This is a genomic window from Neisseria sp. 23W00296, assembly GCF_044772855.1.
In the GTDB taxonomy this organism is placed as follows: domain Bacteria; phylum Pseudomonadota; class Gammaproteobacteria; order Burkholderiales; family Neisseriaceae; genus Neisseria.
The window spans coordinates 2,074,342-2,089,331 of sequence record NZ_CP173024.1; the positions used below are offsets into that span (position 1 = coordinate 2,074,342).

Sequence of the window (14,990 nt, forward strand, 5' to 3'; positions counted from 1 at the left end):
TGCTTTCCCTGCCGGAAAACGTTTTTCAGACGGCCTCCGCCAAGAGGAGGCCGTCTGAAAGCACAGATTTACTTCGCCGCGTCAAACGCGTCTTTAAGCTGCTTGGTCGAGTTCAGCAGCTCCTGCGCGCCGCCGGTGGCGAGGTAGGTTTCCGGCAGCAGATACACCACTTGGCCTTTTTTCCACGCCGTTGTTTCGGCAATCAGCGGGTTGTTCAAAACATCTTTCGCCGCCTGTCCCTCCTCGCCGATGGCGGCGGTGCGGTCGAGGACAAACAGCCAGTCGGGGTTTTTCTCTTTCACATATTCGAAGGAAACGGGCTGGCCATGCGAGCCTTCTTTAATCGCTTCGTCCACGGGCGGCACGCCGATGTCTTTGTGTATCCAGCCGCCCAGGCGCGATTGTGCGCCGAAGGCAGACAGTTTGCCGCCGTTCACCATCAGCACCAGTCCCTTGCCTTTGCCCGCAGCCGCCGCTTTGGCCGCTTCAAAGGATTGGTTGATTTGTGCTTTCAGCGCGTCGGCCTCGGCCTTTTTGTTGAAAATCGCACCGAAGGCGTCGATGCGCTCGTCGGCGCTTTGACGCATATTGTTGGAATCTATGCCCATTTCGATGGTGGGCGCGAGTTTGGCCAACTCGTCGTAAGCCTTGGCCATGCGCCCGCCGATAATGACGAGCTGCGGGTTGTAGGCATTCAGCGCTTCATAGTCGGGATCGAACAGCGTTCCTGCCTTCACCGCGTCTTTTACCGCAGGCTGCAAGTAGTCGAGGCTCAGCGTATTGGGCGCGGCGCCGACTTTCACACCCAGCGTGCTCAGTGTGTCGAGCGCGCCCAAATCGTACACGGCGATGCGCTCGGGATTTTGCGGCACGGCAGCCTCGCCGCGCATGGTTTTCACGGAAACCGAGCCTGCGGGCGCGGCCTGCTGCGCGGATGCGGGCGCCTGCGCGGCGGCACCTTCCTGCTGCCCGCCGCAGGCGGCCAGCGCGGCGGCGCAGCACAGGGCAAGTAAAGTGTGGCGGAATATCATCGAATCGCTCCTTATGGATAAACAAACACAATGCCGCAAATGCGGCAGGCCGTCTGAAACCGCGTTTCAGACGGCCGATAAAATTAAGAGCGATTTTCACATAAAACCGCCCGCGCTGACAATTCGCATCCTTTCGCAAACGCCATCCCGCGCCCATGTCTCCAAAAGGCATGGACGGATGGCAGACAACCCGTTTTCACACTGGCAGATTTATTTTAATTTCTGTATTGACAGAAATTTTAAAATACCAATACAATGCCGCGAAACCGACCCGAGGCATCCGCCGCCACCGCCACCGCAACAAGGAAACCCGCCATGAATGAATCCGTCCGCCCCGCACCATCCCCCGCCAAACCCTATCCGCGCGCCGGTGTGTTTTGGATTTCGCTGTTGTGCGGCGCACCCTTGGGCGCGCTTTGGTTGGGAGGTGCAACCTTCTTCGCCGCACTTGTTGCCGGCGAAATGTCGTTTTCAGAAACCTTTGCCGGCGTGCTGGTTCTGCCGTTTTTCCTGATTTTCGGCACGGTGCTCGGCTTCGTGCCCGCCGCCGTGCTGTCCTGCATTCTGACGCTTTGGCGGCCGTACCGCAGCGCGGCCAACACGTTTCTGACGGCGGCGGCGGGAGCGGCGGTGTCCGCGCTGTTCGGCTTTGTTCTGCCGTATCTCGGTTTTGGCGGAGACACTCCCTCAGCCGACAGCTTCGTAATCTATACCTTCGCCCTCGCGGGCGGCCTGAGCGCGGCGACGCTGGCGCGACTGGTGCTGCCGAAGCCGAATGACGAGTAGGCCGTCTGAAACGCCCGCCGCTGTCCCGCAAATTTTTTTGACCCTTTATTTCTGTTTTGACGGAAATTTAGAAAGACAAATAATGAACACCACCCCGCGCATCCCCGCTTATCTGCCCGCCTCGCTAGGCCTGTTGTGGCTGTGGAGCGGCCTGCAACCGGTGCTGACCGCGCCGCAGCAATCGCTGGATTTGCTTGCGGCAGTGGGTTTTCAGACGGCCTTCCGCTATCCCGTTTTGCTGGCGGCCTCGCTGTTAGACATCGTCTTCGGCCTGCTCTGCTTCACCCGCGCCCGCCGCCTGCCGCTTTTTTGGGCGGTGCAGGCGGCGACGGTGACGGCATACAGCCTCATCACCGCCTTTGCCCTGCCCGCCATGTGGCTGCACCCCTTCGCGCCGCTGGTGAAAAACCTGCCGACAGCCGCGCTGATGCTGTTTCTGGCACAGGCCGCACGGCAGAAGGCCGTCTGAAACCTGCCTGCCGCAACTCTTAAATAAAAGGAGTAAATCATGAACACTTATCTGATAGTCAAAACCCTGCATATCCTGTCGGCCACGCTGATGGTGGGCACGGGCTTCGGCACGGCGTTTTACCTGTTTTGGGCAAACCGCAGCGGCTCGGTGGCGGCACAGTCGGTGGTGGCCAAATGGGTGGTGAAGGCCGACTGGTGGTTCACCACGCCCGCCGTGGTTTTCCAGCCGCTGTCGGGCTGGTGGCTGATGTCGCAGGCGCATTTGTCCTTCGACACGCGCTGGATCGCCTGGACGCTCGGCCTCTACCTGCTCTGCGGCGCGTGCTGGCTGCCGGTGGTGTGGCTGCAGCTCAAGATGGCGAAAATCGCCCGCGATGCCGCCGCTGCGGGGGCAGAAACCATGCCGCCGCGCTATTTCCGCTATGCGCGGGCTTGGGAGCTGCTCGGTTATCCCGCCTTCTGCGCCACGCTCGTTATCTATTTTCTGATGGTGTTCAAACCGGCTTAGGCCGTCTGGAAACAGCAAACCCGTCCCCGTCTTCATTTATCTTCATTTAAAGAAAGGAAACCCGCCATGCAAAACCTCACCATTATCCTGACCGCCGTTGCCGTCTCCCTCACCGTCTCCGCCGTCTGCTGGTTTGCCGTCGGCAGCGTCCTGCGCCGCGTCACCGCCTTTTTGTGCGACGACGGACGCGAAGGCGTGAAAGAAACCGGCGGCCTCTTCTGGCAGCGGATCTATGGAAGTCTCAGCGTCTTCGTCCCCCTGCTGTTCGTGTTGCTGTTCGCCCCGAACTTCGAACGCGGCCTTGCCGACAACCTGCTCTACGCCCTGCGCTGGTCGGTGTTCGGCGGCGTGTCGCTGCTGCTCGCCCTCGCCTATCAGGTGAGCCGGCAAATCCGTTTCAACAGCCGGGCCAAACAGCTGCCCTCCGCCGCGCCCTCCGCTTACCGCCTGCAACAGCTCGCCGAACAGAAAAACCCACCCGAAACGCCGCAAAAGGCCGTCTGAAAAACAAAGTACTCGGCTTTCAGACGGCCTCTAGGGCGCGTTGACATTCAGCTTGCGAAGCGGTTTTTTGAGGAAAAATTCGCGCCTGCAAGGAAAAAAGCGCAGCAAGATTGAACATCTTGCGAGCATTTTTGACGCGGCAGGCGTGGATTTTTACCAAAAATACCGCCGCAAGGCTGATTGTCAACGCGCCCTAGGAAACAAAAAACACTACGTCCCGCCGCAAACGCACTTTCAGACGGCCTCCGCCGCCCAAGCAGGGTGTGTTGCGCAGCAACGCACGCGGTTTGAACGTTCGCGGGAAACGCCCCTCCTCCAACCGTTGCAAAAGAAAGAACCCATGAACATCCTGCTCCTCGGCGGCAGCGGCTTTATCGGCCGCCGCGCCGCCCGCCGCCTGCGCGAAGCGGGTCACAGCGTCCGCACGCCGCCGCACGCCGAACTCGACCTGCTGCGCCCCGACAAAGCCGCCGCCGTGCCGCTGCTCGAAGGCTGCGGTGCGGTGATGAACTGCGTCGGCATCATGAGCCGCCATGCCGACATTTTGGAAACCGTCCACCACACCACGCCCGCCCTGCTCGCCGCCTGGGCGAAAGAAGCGGGCGTGCGCCGCTGGGTGCAGCTCTCCGCGCTGGGCGCAGACCCCGCCCATGCCGTCGCTTTTCTTGCGAGCAAAGGGCGCGGCGACGCGGCCGTGGCCGCCGAATTGGACAGCGCAACCGCCCGCCCTTCCGTCGTGTACGGGCGCGGCGGCACAAGCTGCGAACTGTTTGTCAAACTCGCGCGCCTGCCCGTGCTGCCCCTGCCCGCAGGCGGCGCGTTCGCTTTGCAGCCCGTGCACGCCGAAGACGTTTCAGACGGCCTCTGCCGCCTGCTCGATGCCCCGTCGGGCGCGGTCGTCAACATGACAGGCCGTCTGAAAACCACCCTCGCGGCCTATCTCGCCATCCTGCGGCAAACCCTGCACGGCAAACCGCCCGCCAAAGTCCTGCCCGTCCCCCTTGCCCTGCTGCGCCCCGCCCTGCCGCCGGCCAATATTCTGAGCAACGGTTTTCTCAGCCGCGACAGCATCCGCCTGCTGCAACAGGGCTCGTGCGCCGACTGCGCCGGCTTCGCCGCCCTGCTCGGACGCGAACCGCTCGGCGCGGACGGATTCGCCCGTTTGCCATAGTTTCGATTAAAATCTGCGGCCGTCTGAAAGAGAAGTAAACGCAGCAAAAACCTTTCAGACGGCCCCAACCGTTTTTCTATAGTGAAACAACACGAAAATCTACGGCGTTGCTGCGCCTTAGCTCGAAGAGGGCGGTTTGCTAAGGCATTAAAAATGCTTTGCTAAGGCATTAAAAATGCCAAGCAAACCTGCCCCGTATTACTCATACTGTCTGCGGCTTGCTGCCTTGTATCTTTCCGCGTTGTTTCACTATATTTGTCAAAAAACAAGGATAAACCCCATGATCTACGGCATCGGCACCGACATCGTCGCGGAAAAACGCATCGAAACCCTCTACAAAAAACACGGCCGCGCCTTCGCCGAGCGCGTGCTGCACCCGGCCGAGCTGCCCGAATTCGAGGCCGCCGCCCGCCCCGCCGCCTTCCTCGCCAAACGCTTCGCCGCCAAAGAAGCCGTTGCCAAAGCCCTCGGCACGGGCATACGCGGCGCCGTGTCCTTCCGCAATATCGGCGTCGGCCACACCGCGCAGGGCAAACCGGAAACCGTCTTCGCCCCGCCGCTGCAAGCCTTTCTCGACGAAATCGGCGTCGCGCGCGTCCACCTGAGCATCGCCGACGACAGCGGCACCGTTACTGCCTACGCCGTTGCCGAAAAATAATTTATCCCCGACAAAGGCTGTCTGAACAACCAAGCAAAAGGAAAACACCGTGAACAAAATCCTCCCCGCCCTCCTCGCCGCCGCCCTCGCCCTGCCCGCCGCCGCGCAGCCGCCGAAAATCAAAACCGCGGAATTCACCGCCAAATACTGCCCCAAACCCGCGGCCGACAGCAGATGCAGCGAGTTCACCGTCTCCCGCCCCGTCTTCGCCGACCAAGCGCAAAACGCCTTTGCCGAAAACCTTATCCGCAAAATGTCGGTTACAGACGGCCTCAAAACCCTCAGCAAAGCCGCCGCCCTGCGCGAACTGAAAAAACGCGTCGACGAATTCCGTGATAACGAAGGCTACCCGCGCCACCAATACATCGCCGAAGTCTCCCTCGAAGGCTACACCCCCCACTACTACGTCCTCTCCACCACCGACTACGAATACTCCGGCGGCGCGCACGGCGCGGGCGACGGCGGCAGCTACGTTATCCCCCGCAGCGGCAAACCCGTCCCCCTCAAACTCGCCGACATCCTCCTGCCCGGCAAAAAAGCCGCCTTCGCCGCCCTGCACCGCCAAGGCATGCTCGACTACTATCTGCAAGAAGGCGGCAAAACCCGGCAGGAACTCGAAGCGGATTTCGACGACAAAAACAGCCCCCACCACCTCACCGACGAACACCTGGAAAACTGGACTTTCGACAAAAACGCCCTTTCCTATTCCTACGGCACATACAGCTTCGGCAGCTACATCGACACCCCATCCTTCATCCTACCCGCCGACAAACTCCAAGGCATCGTCAAACCCGAAATCCTGCGCGAACTCAAAGCCTACCGCGAAGTGAAACGGTGATTTCCCGAAAGGCCGTCTGAAAGCGATGCTTCAACAAAACCAAAGCCTTTCAGACGGCCTCATCACCCCCTTCCATAACGCCCGAAAGCCGCCCATGCCCGACACCCGCCGCACCACCGCCGCCATCGCCTTCGGCAGCAACCTCGGCGCATCCGCCGACACCGTCGCCCAAGCCGCAGGCCGTCTGAAAGCGCACCCGCAAATCCTCTCCCTGCGCCTCTCCCCCCTCTACCGCACCGCCCCCGTCGGCTATACCGACCAGCCCGATTTCACCAACGCCGCCGCCATCATCGAAACCACCCTCGCCGCCCGCGAACTGCTCGATCTGCTGCAACAAATCGAGCATGACTTCGGCCGCGAGCGCCCTTTTGCCAACGCCCCGCGCACCCTCGATTTGGACATCATCGACTACGCGCACACCGCATCCTCCGACCCCGCCCTCGCCCTGCCGCACCCGCGCGCCCACCTGCGCGCCTTCGTCATGCGCCCCCTCGCCGACCTCGACCCCGCCTACACAATCGGGCAACACGGCACGGCAGGCGAACTGGCCGACGCACTTGGCAGCGACGGTATCCGTCTCCTATAAACCAATAAACCAACACAGACCCGCAGGCCGTCTGAAAACCTTTCAGACGGCCTTAAACCTTTCAGACGGCCTTACTCCCGTTATTGGAAAGCCCGCGCCCGAAGCCGTATAATCCGCCCCTTTGCCGACAAACAGGAAACAGGCGATGGATTACCGATACATAGTGGTCGAAGGCTCGATAGGCAGCGGCAAGTCCGAACTCGCGCGGCGGCTGGCGGGTTATTTCGACGCGCTCTACCTCACCGAAAGCCCCGAAACCAACCCCTTTCTCTCACTCTTCTACGAAAACGCCGCCAACCACGGCCTGGCCACAGAGCTGCATTTCCTGTTGCGCCGCGTGAAGGCCATCGACATCATCAACGCCGAAGAAGCCAGAGGCGGCCGCGTCGTTGCCGATTTCCTGCTGGAAAAAGACCAGATTTTCGTGCCCGTCGTGCTCGACGACGACGAAAACGCCAACGAACAAACCCTGTTTTGGGAAGCCAAACACCGCATCATGCCCGAGATGCCCGTTCCCGACCTCGTCATTTATCTGCAAACCGCCGACGAAGCCGCCGACAAACGCCTGATTTCGCGCGGCGGCGGCACATTCAACCTCTTCCCCGCAGGCTACCTCGGCCGCATCCACGAAGAATACCGCCGCTTTTTCCACCTCTACGACAACGCCCCGCTGCTCATCGCCAACAACGACGAAATGGACTTCACCGGCAACGACGACCACTTCGAGCTGCTGCTGCGCACCATCAGCCACATGCAGGGCAACCGCCACTACCTCAACCTCAAAGACATCTGATCCTTTTCAGACGGCCTCAAAACAACAGGCCGTCTGAAACACATACACACCACAAAGGAACACCGTGATTACCGTCAACACCCTGAAAAAAATGAAAGCCGACGGCGAAAAAATCGCCATGCTCACCGCCTACGAAGCCAGCTTCGCCGCCCTGATGGACGACGCCGGCGTCGACACCCTCCTCGTCGGCGACTCGCTGGGCATGACCGTGCAGGGACAAAGCTCCACCCTGCCCGTCACCCTCGCCGACATGTGCTACCACACCGCCGCCGTCGCACGCGGCGCGAAAAACGCCCTCATCCTCGCCGACCTACCCTTCGGCGCCTACCAGCAGAGCAAAGAACAGGCCTTCGCCGCCGCCGCCGAACTGATGGCTGCCGGCGCGCACATGGTCAAACTCGAAGGCGGCACATGGATGGCCGAAACCACCGAATTTCTGCAACTGCGCGGCATCCCCGTCTGCGCCCACATCGGCCTCACCCCCCAGTCCGTCCACGCCTTCGGCGGCTACAAAGTGCAGGGCAAGGCCGACGGCGGCGCGGCGCTGACGGCAGACGCAAAAGCCCACGACGCGGCGGGCGCGGCCATGATCCTGATGGAATGCGTGCCCGCCGCGCTGGGCAAAGCCGTTACCGAAGCCGTTGCCGCGCCCACCATCGGCATCGGCGCGGGCGTCGACTGTGACGGCCAAGTGCTCGTCATGCACGACATGCTCGGCGTCTTCCCCGGCCGCACCGCCCGCTTCGTCAAAAACTTTATGGCGGGGCAGGACAGCATCCAAGCCGCCGTCGCCGCCTACGTTGCCGCTGTGAAAAACAAAACCTTCCCCGCCGCCGAACACAGCTTCCTGTAAACCCCAAAGGCCGTCTGAAAACGCAAAACCCGCTTTCAGACGGCCTCAAACCAATCCCGAACCATGCCCGAACTGCCCGAAGTCGAAACCACCCTGCGCGGCGTCGCCCCGCACATCACCGGCAAAACCGTCGCTGCCGTCAGCGTGCGCCAAAGCAAACTGCACCTGCCCGTGCCGCCCGATCTCGCCGACACCCTGAGCGGGCAGACCGTGCTCGAATGCGGCCGCCGCGCCAAATACCTCCTCGTCCGCTTCGCCCACGGCATCCTGCTGATCCATCTGGGCATGTCGGGCAGCCTGCGCGTCTTCACCCCCGGCCAAGCACCCGAAGCGGGAAAACACGACCACCTCGACATCGCCTTTTCAGACGGCACCCTGCTGCGTTTCCACGACCCGCGCCGCTTCGGCATCGTCACATGGTATGCGGGCGCGGCCGAAACCCATCCCCTGCTGCAACACCTCGCCCCCGAGCCGCTGGGCGCAGCATTCACCGCCGACTATCTCCACGCCGCCCTTCAAAACCGCCGCAGCCCCGTCAAAACCGTGCTGATGGACAACCGCGCCGTCGTCGGCGTCGGCAACATCTACGCCAACGAAAGCCTGTCCGCCGCCCGCATCTCGCCGCTGCGCCCCGCCGACAGCCTCACGCGCGAAGAGGCCGCCGCCCTCACAGAAAGCATCCGCGACACCCTCGAGCGCGCCATCGCCAAAGGCGGCAGCACCCTGCGCGATTTCGTCGACAGCAGCGGCAACAGCGGCTATTTCCAACAGGAATACCGCGTCTACGGCCGCGACGGCCAAGCCTGCACCGAATGCGGCGCACCCATTGTCAAAACCACCCTCGGCGGCCGCGGCACGTTCTACTGCCCCGTCTGCCAGCAATAACAGACCGTCTGAAAGCGCGGCGCAGCAAAAAGGCCGTCTGAAAACACGAAACGGTGTTTTCAGACGGCCTTTTGCCTGCCCGACGGTTCGGCCTTTATCCCGCCTGTTCCGCCCCGTCCAAGCCGAGCACGAAAACGGCCGACTGCCGCCCGCTGCTGCGGTATTCGGCCTGCCGTACGGCGGGCAGGTCGGCGGGAGAGGCCGTCTGAAAGCCGCGTTCGGCAAACCAGTCGCCCGTTTGCGTGGAGAGGGCAAACAGTTTTTTCAGGCGCAGGCTGCGGGCGCGGCCGATCAGGTGTTGCAGCAGCAGCTCGCCGTAGCCGCCGTCCTGCGCCTCGGGCGAGACGGCAAGGCAGGCCAGTTCGCCGCTCTCGGGCGCGTCGGCAAAGGTTTTCAGGGCGACGCAGCCGTAGATTTGGCGGTCGTGTTCGAGCACGGAAAAACCGCCGATATGGGTTTCCAGATATTCGCGGCTGCGGCGCACGAGTATGCCCTGCGCTTCGAGCGGGCGGATAAGGGCGATGAGGTCGGGGATGTCGCTGCCCTCGGCGGGGCGGATGCGCATAAAGGGGGCTTGGGCAACGGTGGTGCCCGTGCCGCTGCGGGTGAAGAGTTCGCCGATCAAATCGCCGTCGGCGAGGCCGGAGAGGATTTGGCAGCGCTGCACGCCTTTGTCCACGGCGTTGAGGGCGGTGCGCAACAGGCCGCGCTGCTGCGGCAGGATGCTGCCGTTTTTCAGACGGCCTTCGGCTTCTTCGGATGAAAGATTGCTCAGGCGGCGGCCTTTTTCGTCGAGTATGCCTTCCTGCTCGATCAGGAAAACGAGTTTTTCCGCCTGCAAGGCGGCGGCGGCGGACTCGGCGATGTCGGTCATGGCGAGGTTGAAGGTTTTGCCGCCCAGCGAGGCGGCCAGCGGGCTGATGAGGACGACGGCGCCGCTGTCGAGGCAGGACTGCACGGCTTCGGCGTCGGTTTTGCGCACGCGGCCGGTGTAGCCCATGTCGATGCCGTCGATGATGCCGATGGGGCGGGCGGAAACAAAGTTTCCCGACACAACGCGCAGGCGGCGGCCGCGCTGCGGCGAGTGCGACAGGCCGACGGACAGCGCGGCTTCGATTTCGTAATTCAGACGGCCGCAAACCTGTTTGGCAATTTCGATTACGGTGTCGTCGGTGACGCGGCGACCCAGATGGTAGCGCGGCTCGATACCCTGCGCGGCGCAGGCGGCGCTGATTTGGCTGCGGCTGCCGTACACCAGCACCAGACGGATGCCCAACCCCGCCATCAGGGCGAGATCGGCGGCAATCGGGCGGAAACGTTCGGGCGTAAGCAGGCTGCCGGCAATGCCGGCCACCAGCGTTTTGCCGCGCAGATAGTCGATATAGGGCGCGGCTTCGCGGAAGTGGCGGATAAAGGCGGGCGTGTCGGCGGGCTGCATGGTTCAGACGGCCTGACGGCTGAGCAGGATGAAGAACAGCTGCAAAATAAGGACGGTGAGGGCGACCAGGGCGGCAAGCGTCCAGTTGGTGCTGCCGCTTTTGGCGGGCGCGGGGGATTCGCTGCGCGGCGGCGGCTCGGGCATGGGCACGGGCTGCGCGGCGCGATGTTCCTGATCGTTGGGCACGGCGGCAGGCTGCCCCGCTTCGGCGGGGTGTTCGAGCAGATAGTCGATCTGGCACTTGTCGAAGGAATTTCGCCCGCGCACATAAGTGCCCAGCCGCCGCACGAGATCGATGTCGCTGACGCCGTCGGGCAGCCAGTCGATGGAGGAAACCTGCTGTCTGGCAACGAAGTCTTTGGCTTTGAACAAGCCCTGGCAGTCGGTGCATTTGACAAAGCCCTGGGCAACGTTGAGCTGGCTTTCTTTGACTTTCAGATAGGTTTGGCAGTGGGGGCAGGAGCAGATGGGCATGATGGTGTTTCCCTTGTGTTGCGCGGCGCGGCGTGCGCTCAGCCGCGCGGGGCGCCGTAGCGTGCGCGGTAGGCTTTCACGGGTTCTAAAAAGCCGCCGAACTCGGCGCTGTTTTGCAGCAGGGCGAACAAGTCGTCCAAATCGGCAATCGGGACAACGGGCAGGCCGTATTGTTTTTCCACTTCCTGCACCGCCGAGAGTTCGCCCGTGCCTTTTTCCATGCGGTCGAGCGCGATGGCGACGCCTGCGGGCGTTGCGCCTTCGGCTTCAATCAGTTTCACCGATTCGCGCACCGAAGTGCCCGCCGAAATCACGTCGTCGATAATCAAAACGCGGCCTTTGAGCGGCGCACCGACCAGAACGCCGCCTTCGCCGTGGTCTTTGGCTTCCTTGCGGTTGTAGGCAAAGGGCACGTTGACGCCTTTTTCCGCCAGCATCATGGCGGTGGCGGCGGCGAGAATGATGCCCTTGTAGGCCGGCCCGAACAGCATGTCGAACTTCACGCCGCTCTCGATAATCGAGCGGGCGTAAAAGCGCGCCAATTCGAGCGTGGACGCGCCGTCGTCAAACAATCCGGCGTTGAAAAAATAGGGCGACTGCCGCCCGGCTTTGGTGGTGAATTCGCCGAATTTCAGCACATTGCGGTTGAGGGCGAATTTTAAAAAATCTTGACGGAAATCGGACATAGCCGCGCTTTCTGTTGGCAAATTCAAAGCGCGGATTATAAATGAATGACGGACAAATGGGCAGGCCGCACACACAGGCAAAGACGGCCTTTGCACTCCCGCCGCCGACAGAGGCCGTCTGAAAAATCGGTTACAATGCCGTCCGTTTTTCTTAACCCGTTTTCACACCATGCTCAAAATCGTCTCCGCCAATGTAAACGGCATCCGCTCGGCCTATAAAAAGGGTTTTCTCGACTACATCGCCGCCTCGGGCGCGGACATTGTCTGCGTGCAGGAACTCAAAGCGCAGGAGGCGGATTTGTCGCCGGAAATGAAAAATCCGCACGGAATGCACGGCCATTGGCACTGCGCGGAAAAACGCGGTTACAGCGGCGTGGCGGTGTACAGCAAACGCGCGCCCGACAATGTAACCATCGGCATCGGCGTGGAAGAGTTCGACCGCGAAGGGCGGTTTGTGCGCTGCGATTTCGGCAGGCTGTCGGTAATCTCGCTGTATCTGCCCAGCGGCAGCAGCGCGGAGGAGCGGCAGCAGGCGAAATTCCGTTTTCTCGACGTGTTTTATCCCATGCTCGCCGACATGAAGGCCGAAGGGCGCGATATTGTGGTGTGCGGCGACTGGAACATCGCGCATCAAAACATCGATTTGAAAAACTGGAAGGGCAACCAGAAAAATTCGGGCTTCCTGCCCGAAGAGCGCGAGTGGATAGGCAAGGTTATCAACAAGTTGGGCTGGACGGACATCTGGCGCACGCTTTATCCCGACGCGCCAGGCTACACCTGGTGGAGCAACCGCGGGCAGGCTTATGCGAAAGACGTGGGCTGGCGCATCGATTACCAGATGGTGACGCCCGAATTGGCCGCCAAAGCGGCAGCGGCACACGTTTACAAAGACGAAAAATTTTCCGACCACGCGCCCTTGGTTGCGGAGTACGACTATGCCTTCTGACAAGCGCAAAAAAGCGGCGAAAAGGCCGTCTGAAAGCCAAACCGCGCAGAGGCCGTCTGAAAGGCCGTCTGAAAAGAGCAAACGCCGCCTGATCGAATTCACGCCCGCCTTCAAACGCGGCGTTCTCTGGATGGCCGCCGCCTTTTTGCTGCCGCTGGCTTTGTGGACGCTGTTTACCGCCGCCACCTTCGCCGGCCTGATACCCGTGTTCCGCCCGCACTGGGGCTGGGCAATCGCCTGGCTGCTGCTCGCCCTGCCCTGCCTCTTGAACGCCCCCCGCTGCTTCAACTGGCGCGGCTTTGAAAAATGGAGCTGGATGGTGTCCGCACTGGCCGGATTCGCCATCCTCACCCTGCCCGCCGCCATGCTGGTTTACTTCACGCTGGCGCAGTGGATGGGGGTGAAGCTGTAGGGGCTGTTGACAATCAGATTGCGAGACGGTTTTTGAGTAAAAAATGCCCGAATGCAAGGAAAAAAGCACAGCAAGGTTGGACACCTTGCGAGCATTTTTGACGCGGCAGGCGGGTATTTTTTACGCAAAAACACCGCTGCAAGGCTGATTGTCAACAGACCCTAAAGACCGTCTGAAACTTCCGCCAACCCGTTGTCCATAAGGAGTCCGCCATGAAAAAACCCCTCTTCGCCGCCCTCATCTGCGCCCTGGCCGCCGCGGCAACCGCCCAAGACTACGCCCTCTACGACAGCCCCACCGAGTCCGGCGGCATCAGCATCAAGGGCAAACGCTTTTCCCTCAACACCGCCAGCCAGCGCGGCAACATCTGCGACCTCGACGGCATCATCAAAAACAACCAATACCGCGACGGCAAAGGCTGCGTCGTCCGTTTCCATTTCTCCGGCAAAAACCTGGTCGAACTCGAAGTGCCCGAATCCGCACGGGAAGAGTGCAGCGAATATTGCGGCATGAACGCCCGCTTCGACAGCGCCTACGCCGTCCTCCCCGCCGCCTGCACCGAACAGGGCGAAAAGGCCGCGGAAAAACGTTTTCAGACGGCCTACCGCGCCAAACAATACCGCCAGGCCGCCCAAATCAAGCAGCAATACATCGCAAGCTGCGGCAAATTCATCAGCTTCACCGATCGCATGCACGCAGCCAACGACCTGGCCGTCAGCCACAAAAACGCCGGCGACAAAGCCGCCTGCCGCCGCGCCCTCGCTACCATAAAAACCTGGCTCGACCCCGAGTTCGATCCCGGCTACATCTACGAACAAGACTACCAACGCGAAGCCAAAGCCGCCGCCCACAACCTCAAACTGTGCCGCTAACCACCCGCCGCCAACGGCAAAGTCCGTCTGAAAAGGCAAAACCGGTTTTCAGACGGCCTTTGCTGTTTACCCTTTCTTAACAAACCGCACCGCCAAACCGTGCTTAAATCGCGCCGCTTTACATTCACCACAAAGGAAACAACATGAAAAAACTCATCCTCGCCGCCGCCGTTACCCTGATGGCCGCCACCGCCACCGCCCGCGACCGCCACGACTACCGCGGCATGGATCGCGAAGACCGTATCGAAGCGCAAATCTACGACGACCCCAACTTCGACGCCAACCTTGATAAAGCCGAAAAAATCCTCGAACGCCAAGGCTACCAAGTCCACGACATCGAACCCGACGTCTACCGCGGCAAACCCGCCCTCGACATCGAAGCCACCAAAGACGGCCGCGACTACGACATCAAAATGAGCTATCCCGCCCTGAAAATCCTGTCGAAAAAAATCGACCGCTGATTCCGAACCGAACACAGAAAAAGGCCGTCTGAAACCCATTCCGACGGCCTCCCTTTTCCCGCCATGCACAGCCACGACCTCGAAGACCTCACCCTGCTGCTGATACGCGACGAAGCCGAAAGCGAAATGTGGATAGACCGCTGGGCACTCGGCTACCCCACCGTGCGCACCGCCGCCGCAGGCCGCAGCCAAAGCCCGCAACAATGGCAGCGCCTCGTTCAGACGGCCTGGGAAGGCATACGCGGCCGCAACGCCGCCGTTGTCGCCCACGGCGCGGGCGTTTCCGCCTTTCTCGCCTGGCTCTACCGCGCCGACCTCGCCGCCCACCGCCGCCTGCGCAACATCATCCTCGCCGCGCCGCTGCAAAGCGCCTTCCCCGACGACGCCGAACACAGCCTGCAACGCGCCCGCTGCCCCTGCCGCGCCGCCCTCGTTATCGGCCGCGACGATCCCGAATGCCCGCCCGAATGGGCGGCGCAACAGGCAGCCCTCTGGCGCGCCACCCTCCTCACCGCGCCGCAGACAGGCCGTCTGAACACCCCCATGCAGGGCTGGCAGTGGGGCATGAAGCTGATGCAGGAAATGCTGCTTTCCTGAGCCTTATAGTCAAACAAGCC

20 protein-coding genes are annotated in these 14,990 nt (G+C 61.7%); 16 read left to right on the top strand and 4 right to left on the bottom strand.

Annotation, left to right across the window (positions count from 1 at the left end; genetic code table 11):
* Nucleotides 1-68: 68 nt before the first annotated feature.
* A complete protein-coding gene (locus ACG2K1_RS10320; RefSeq protein WP_094031158.1) occupies nt 69-1,031 on the bottom strand; it encodes a siderophore ABC transporter substrate-binding protein in 963 nt (320 codons plus the stop codon).
* Nucleotides 1,032-1,346: 315 nt separating this feature from the next.
* On the opposite strand from ACG2K1_RS10320, the gene ACG2K1_RS10325 reads away from it, so the two are divergent.
* The 11 genes from ACG2K1_RS10325 to mutM all read left to right on the top strand — a co-directional run bounded on the left by ACG2K1_RS10325 (nt 1,347) and on the right by mutM (nt 9,084).
* Nucleotides 1,347-1,817, top strand: coding sequence for a hypothetical protein (locus ACG2K1_RS10325; RefSeq protein ID WP_395429216.1), 471 nt, complete (start codon nt 1,347-1,349; stop codon nt 1,815-1,817).
* A gap of 82 nt (nt 1,818-1,899) precedes the next feature.
* Nucleotides 1,900-2,286: a DoxX-like family protein gene (locus ACG2K1_RS10330; protein ID WP_395429217.1), complete on the top strand. Its 387-nt coding sequence runs from the start codon at nt 1,900-1,902 to the stop codon at nt 2,284-2,286.
* Nucleotides 2,287-2,325: 39 nt separating this feature from the next.
* A complete protein-coding gene (locus tag ACG2K1_RS10335; RefSeq protein ID WP_009751825.1) occupies nt 2,326-2,796 on the top strand; it encodes a DUF2269 domain-containing protein in 471 nt (156 codons plus the stop codon).
* 66 nt (nt 2,797-2,862) lie between these two features.
* A complete protein-coding gene (locus tag ACG2K1_RS10340) occupies nt 2,863-3,300 on the top strand; it encodes a hypothetical protein (protein WP_094031159.1) in 438 nt (145 codons plus the stop codon).
* Nucleotides 3,301-3,640: 340 nt separating this feature from the next.
* On the top strand, nt 3,641-4,471 hold the full coding sequence (locus ACG2K1_RS10345) for an NAD-dependent epimerase/dehydratase family protein (protein ID WP_036496103.1): 831 nt from the start codon (nt 3,641-3,643) through the stop codon (nt 4,469-4,471).
* Nucleotides 4,472-4,751: 280 nt separating this feature from the next.
* The gene (gene acpS, locus ACG2K1_RS10350) at nt 4,752-5,129 is read left to right on the top strand and encodes a holo-ACP synthase (protein ID WP_395429218.1); all 378 of its coding nucleotides are present in this window, start codon (nt 4,752-4,754) and stop codon (nt 5,127-5,129) included.
* 49 nt (nt 5,130-5,178) lie between these two features.
* Nucleotides 5,179-5,967 (top strand): PdaC/SigV domain-containing protein, encoded by a 789-nt coding sequence (locus ACG2K1_RS10355; RefSeq protein ID WP_395429219.1) that lies wholly within the window; start codon nt 5,179-5,181, stop codon nt 5,965-5,967.
* Between the two features lie 94 nt (nt 5,968-6,061).
* Nucleotides 6,062-6,553, top strand: a complete 492-nt coding sequence (gene folK, locus ACG2K1_RS10360; RefSeq protein ID WP_395429263.1) for a 2-amino-4-hydroxy-6-hydroxymethyldihydropteridine diphosphokinase — start codon at nt 6,062-6,064, stop codon at nt 6,551-6,553.
* A 145-nt stretch (nt 6,554-6,698) separates the two neighbouring features.
* Complete coding sequence (locus tag ACG2K1_RS10365) at nt 6,699-7,346, top strand: deoxynucleoside kinase (protein WP_009751819.1); 648 nt, start codon at nt 6,699-6,701, stop codon at nt 7,344-7,346.
* A 64-nt stretch (nt 7,347-7,410) separates the two neighbouring features.
* On the top strand, nt 7,411-8,199 hold the full coding sequence (gene panB, locus ACG2K1_RS10370; protein WP_009751818.1) for a 3-methyl-2-oxobutanoate hydroxymethyltransferase: 789 nt from the start codon (nt 7,411-7,413) through the stop codon (nt 8,197-8,199).
* A 63-nt stretch (nt 8,200-8,262) separates the two neighbouring features.
* Complete coding sequence (gene mutM / locus ACG2K1_RS10375) at nt 8,263-9,084, top strand: bifunctional DNA-formamidopyrimidine glycosylase/DNA-(apurinic or apyrimidinic site) lyase (protein WP_395429221.1); 822 nt, start codon at nt 8,263-8,265, stop codon at nt 9,082-9,084.
* 94 nt (nt 9,085-9,178) lie between these two features.
* On the opposite strand, the gene argA is transcribed toward mutM, so the two are convergent.
* The 3 genes from argA to pyrE are packed head-to-tail and all read right to left on the bottom strand — an operon-like array spanning nt 9,179 to nt 11,682.
* Nucleotides 9,179-10,522, bottom strand: a complete 1,344-nt coding sequence (argA, locus tag ACG2K1_RS10380) for an amino-acid N-acetyltransferase (RefSeq protein ID WP_395429222.1) — start codon at nt 10,520-10,522, stop codon at nt 9,179-9,181.
* Between the two features lie 3 nt (nt 10,523-10,525).
* Complete coding sequence (locus tag ACG2K1_RS10385; protein WP_009751815.1) at nt 10,526-10,996, bottom strand: MJ0042-type zinc finger domain-containing protein; 471 nt, start codon at nt 10,994-10,996, stop codon at nt 10,526-10,528.
* A 38-nt stretch (nt 10,997-11,034) separates the two neighbouring features.
* Complete coding sequence (pyrE, locus tag ACG2K1_RS10390) at nt 11,035-11,682, bottom strand: orotate phosphoribosyltransferase (RefSeq protein WP_395429223.1); 648 nt, start codon at nt 11,680-11,682, stop codon at nt 11,035-11,037.
* A gap of 169 nt (nt 11,683-11,851) precedes the next feature.
* On the opposite strand from pyrE, the gene ACG2K1_RS10395 reads away from it, so the two are divergent.
* The 5 genes from ACG2K1_RS10395 to ACG2K1_RS10415 all read left to right on the top strand — a co-directional run bounded on the left by ACG2K1_RS10395 (nt 11,852) and on the right by ACG2K1_RS10415 (nt 14,970).
* A complete protein-coding gene (locus ACG2K1_RS10395) occupies nt 11,852-12,628 on the top strand; it encodes an exodeoxyribonuclease III (protein WP_395429224.1) in 777 nt (258 codons plus the stop codon).
* Nucleotides 12,618-13,040 (top strand): hypothetical protein, encoded by a 423-nt coding sequence (locus ACG2K1_RS10400; RefSeq protein WP_395429225.1) that lies wholly within the window; start codon nt 12,618-12,620, stop codon nt 13,038-13,040. Before ACG2K1_RS10395 ends, ACG2K1_RS10400 begins: the two co-directional genes overlap by 11 nt.
* Nucleotides 13,041-13,252: 212 nt before the next feature.
* The gene (locus ACG2K1_RS10405; RefSeq protein ID WP_395429226.1) at nt 13,253-13,912 is read left to right on the top strand and encodes a hypothetical protein; all 660 of its coding nucleotides are present in this window, start codon (nt 13,253-13,255) and stop codon (nt 13,910-13,912) included.
* Nucleotides 13,913-14,055: 143 nt separating this feature from the next.
* Entirely contained in the window at nt 14,056-14,373 is a 318-nt protein-coding gene (locus ACG2K1_RS10410) for a PepSY domain-containing protein (protein WP_395429227.1), read from the top strand.
* A 63-nt stretch (nt 14,374-14,436) separates the two neighbouring features.
* Complete coding sequence (locus tag ACG2K1_RS10415; protein ID WP_395429228.1) at nt 14,437-14,970, top strand: alpha/beta hydrolase; 534 nt, start codon at nt 14,437-14,439, stop codon at nt 14,968-14,970.
* Nucleotides 14,971-14,990 lie beyond the last annotated feature (20 nt).

What these genes read in the sequence shown, in the direction of transcription:
- ACG2K1_RS10320 (WP_094031158.1), bottom strand. Translation starts at nt 1,031, where the DNA reads ATGATATTCCGCCACACTTTACTTGCCCTGTGCTGCGCCGCCGCGCTG.
- ACG2K1_RS10325 (WP_395429216.1), top strand. Translation starts at nt 1,347, where the DNA reads ATGAATGAATCCGTCCGCCCCGCACCATCCCCCGCCAAACCCTATCCG.
- ACG2K1_RS10330 (WP_395429217.1), top strand. Translation starts at nt 1,900, where the DNA reads ATGAACACCACCCCGCGCATCCCCGCTTATCTGCCCGCCTCGCTAGGC.
- ACG2K1_RS10335 (WP_009751825.1), top strand. Translation starts at nt 2,326, where the DNA reads ATGAACACTTATCTGATAGTCAAAACCCTGCATATCCTGTCGGCCACG.
- ACG2K1_RS10340 (WP_094031159.1), top strand. Translation starts at nt 2,863, where the DNA reads ATGCAAAACCTCACCATTATCCTGACCGCCGTTGCCGTCTCCCTCACC.
- ACG2K1_RS10345 (WP_036496103.1), top strand. Translation starts at nt 3,641, where the DNA reads ATGAACATCCTGCTCCTCGGCGGCAGCGGCTTTATCGGCCGCCGCGCC.
- acpS (WP_395429218.1), top strand. Translation starts at nt 4,752, where the DNA reads ATGATCTACGGCATCGGCACCGACATCGTCGCGGAAAAACGCATCGAA.
- folK (WP_395429263.1), top strand. Translation starts at nt 6,062, where the DNA reads ATGCCCGACACCCGCCGCACCACCGCCGCCATCGCCTTCGGCAGCAAC.
- ACG2K1_RS10365 (WP_009751819.1), top strand. Translation starts at nt 6,699, where the DNA reads ATGGATTACCGATACATAGTGGTCGAAGGCTCGATAGGCAGCGGCAAG.
- mutM (WP_395429221.1), top strand. Translation starts at nt 8,263, where the DNA reads ATGCCCGAACTGCCCGAAGTCGAAACCACCCTGCGCGGCGTCGCCCCG.
- argA (WP_395429222.1), bottom strand. Translation starts at nt 10,522, where the DNA reads ATGCAGCCCGCCGACACGCCCGCCTTTATCCGCCACTTCCGCGAAGCC.
- ACG2K1_RS10385 (WP_009751815.1), bottom strand. Translation starts at nt 10,996, where the DNA reads ATGCCCATCTGCTCCTGCCCCCACTGCCAAACCTATCTGAAAGTCAAA.
- pyrE (WP_395429223.1), bottom strand. Translation starts at nt 11,682, where the DNA reads ATGTCCGATTTCCGTCAAGATTTTTTAAAATTCGCCCTCAACCGCAAT.
- ACG2K1_RS10395 (WP_395429224.1), top strand. Translation starts at nt 11,852, where the DNA reads ATGCTCAAAATCGTCTCCGCCAATGTAAACGGCATCCGCTCGGCCTAT.
- ACG2K1_RS10400 (WP_395429225.1), top strand. Translation starts at nt 12,618, where the DNA reads ATGCCTTCTGACAAGCGCAAAAAAGCGGCGAAAAGGCCGTCTGAAAGC.
- ACG2K1_RS10405 (WP_395429226.1), top strand. Translation starts at nt 13,253, where the DNA reads ATGAAAAAACCCCTCTTCGCCGCCCTCATCTGCGCCCTGGCCGCCGCG.
- ACG2K1_RS10410 (WP_395429227.1), top strand. Translation starts at nt 14,056, where the DNA reads ATGAAAAAACTCATCCTCGCCGCCGCCGTTACCCTGATGGCCGCCACC.
- ACG2K1_RS10415 (WP_395429228.1), top strand. Translation starts at nt 14,437, where the DNA reads ATGCACAGCCACGACCTCGAAGACCTCACCCTGCTGCTGATACGCGAC.